At 48.7% G+C, this 1,605-nt stretch carries 2 protein-coding genes; both read left to right on the top strand.

What is annotated here, in order from left to right; translation table 11 throughout:
* Positions 1–768: sensor histidine kinase (locus R7E42_RS23935; protein ID WP_318073080.1), on the top strand; the 768-nt coding region annotated here is incomplete at its 5' end.
* Positions 761–1,605, top strand: an 845-nt coding sequence (locus tag R7E42_RS23930; RefSeq protein WP_318073079.1) for a sigma-54-dependent transcriptional regulator, incomplete at its 3' end; no start/stop codon positions are given. The genes R7E42_RS23935 and R7E42_RS23930, both read left to right, overlap by 8 nt.

Raw genomic sequence — 1,605 nt, 5'->3', positions numbered from 1 at the left:
AGACAAACTCAGCAAGAGCTGACTCAAGCCGCCAAACTTGCTTTGCTGGGAGAGTTGTCTGCCAGTATCAACCACGAGATAAACCAACCACTTGCCGCGCTGAGAACTTACACCGAAAACTCCCAGCGCTTGTTGTCGATGGAACGCTACTCGATGGTCGCAGACAACTTAAACAAGATGCTCTCGCTAAACGAGACTATTGCCGAGGTCATTGCTAGGCTAAAAGTCTTCACCCGTAAAACTTCTCATGAACCTCATAATGAAGTGTCGATACTCCACGATGCGGTGCACAATGCCACCAGCATATTGAGCAATAAGTTGATCAAGCAAGGCGTCACGCTCAAAGTACCGACGATCGACCACGAGGTGAGGCTCGCCATTCACAGCGTTGAACTAGAACAAGTGCTCATCAATCTGTTCCACAACGCTGCGCAAGCGATGGATGGCTATTGTATTGATCCACAAATTTCCATCGCGATTCAATGCCACAATTCGAGCTGCGATATTCTGGTCTCAGATAACGGCCCGGGGATGTCTGACGAGGCACTGGCGAAAATCTTTGACCCGTTTTTTACCACCAAACCAGAAGGGCTCGGACTGGGTTTGACCATTTCAAAACGTATTTTAGAAAGCTATCACGGAGCACTCAGCGCCTATAACCACCAAGGGACGCAATCGGGTAAGTCAGGCGGCATGACCTTTGTGGTCACCGTTCCGATGGCAAACACCAGTACCACCAAACCAGTAACGGAAAACGACCATGCATAACGCAGTTATCTTTGTTGATGACGAACCACACATTCGTGATGCCGTTTCACAAGCACTACTTATCGAGGGCATTGAAGTCACTTGCTTTCCCAATGCCGTTGAAGCACTCAGAGTTATCGATGCCAATTCTCCAGCCATCATCATTACCGATATTCACATGCCGGTCATGGATGGCTTAGAGTTTATGCGTACGCTGCTGAGCAAAAATCACCACTTTCAATTCATCGTTCTAACTGGGCATGGCGACGTTAAAACGGCGGTCGAAGCAATGAAAAGCGGCGCGTACGACTTTCTGGAAAAACCATTTTCAACCGATCAACTGATGAAATCACTGAACAACGCCAGCGATAAGCTGAACTTGTTGCAAGAAAACATCTGGCTTAAGAAAGAGCTCGACATGCAAACCCATGTCGGCCCGAAAATGATTGGTCACAGTAAAGTCATGGTGAGTATTCGCCGAGCCTTAATCAGCGCACCGACGAACCAACCTCTGATTTTCGTGGGACAAGACGGCACTGGTCGCCGATTAGCTGCGCAATTTGCTCACGATATTCACGCCACACCAGACAGCGAGCTGATTGCAGCATCAGGTGAAGACCTTTACGAACTGTCGCTAGATGCACTCGACAAAGCCATTGAACACCTGACGGAAGACTCAAATCGTTGCAGTTTGTACCTGCACAGCGCAGAACATATCTCGCTCGCACAGTGGCAATGCCTGTTTAACCACCCGAAATTGGAGCGCGTATTTGGTGCGACGACCAAGGTTGATGCCGATGTTAAAACGTTCGCAACGCTCATCCACTTACCAACGCTGGATGAACGCAAAGAAGATAT

Origin of the sequence: Vibrio sp. Vb1337, from assembly GCF_033338715.1 — a bacterium.
In the GTDB taxonomy this organism is placed as follows: Bacteria; Pseudomonadota; Gammaproteobacteria; order Enterobacterales; family Vibrionaceae; genus Vibrio; species Vibrio alginolyticus.
This window is presented reverse-complemented; position numbering and strand designations above follow the sequence as displayed.